Below are 795 nucleotides of genomic sequence, written 5' to 3'. Positions count from 1 at the left end.
AGAGCCTATTCCAGTAGGGCGACGAACTCCCAGACGGTGACGGCACACACGATGTGGAGCATGGCCTCGTAGGTGCGGGCGAGCTTTTCCCAGCGGACCAGGATGCGGCGGTAGCGGTTCAGCCAGGAGTGCGCCCGCTCCACCACCCACCGTCGTGGTTTGCCGGGCTGGGCGGGGGTGGCCGATCGATCCTCGCCACGGCGCCGGATGTGGGTGGTGAGGCCGTAGTCGTAAGCGATCTGCCGCGGACCATCATAATCGTAGCCCTTATCCAGGCAAAGGTGCTGCGGCTGTACCGGCGTCGGTGCGGGGCGCGGTACGGCGGTGGCCTCAAGCGTTTGTTCCAACAGCTTGAAGTCGATCACGTTGGCGCCAGCGACCGCGAGGCCGAGGGGGAGCCCGCGGCCGTCGGTCAGCAGCGAACGCTTGGTCCCCTGTTTGCCGCGGTCGGTCGGGTTGGGGCCAACTTTTTTCCCCACCCAACGGCGCCTTGGTCATTGCCCCGTCCACCGCCATCCAACTCCAGTCGATGCCGAGCAAGGCATCGTAGGCCAGCAGCCCTTGGCGCCAGAACTCCTCGAACACTCCGGCATCGATCCACTCGCGGAAACGCCGATAAGCGGAAGACGGCGAACAGATCCCAGTCGCCCGCAGAGCCTGCCACTGGCTGCCGGTTCGCAGGACAAAGAAGATGGCGTCCATGGCCGCGCGATCTGGGACCCGCGGGTTATGGCAGCCCAGCGGGTGCGCCGGGCGCTCCGGAAGCAGCGGCTCCATGCGTTCCCACAACTCACC

General features: G+C 66.4%; 1 protein-coding gene. It reads right to left on the bottom strand.

The annotated features are described in order from the left end of the window. Positions 1–5: 5 nt before the first annotated feature. Positions 6–795 (bottom strand): IS5 family transposase gene (locus ACSBPG_RS31950; protein ID WP_435541294.1). Its coding sequence is split into 2 segments (ribosomal slippage), with 789 coding nucleotides annotated over them: positions 6–464 and positions 466–795; the frame shifts between segments, so codons are not numbered across the junction. This gene is flagged as partial in the annotation.

This window comes from Azospirillum sp. ST 5-10 (genome assembly GCF_051225715.1).
In the GTDB taxonomy this organism is placed as follows: Bacteria; Pseudomonadota; Alphaproteobacteria; order Azospirillales; family Azospirillaceae; genus Azospirillum.
This window is presented reverse-complemented; position numbering and strand designations above follow the sequence as displayed.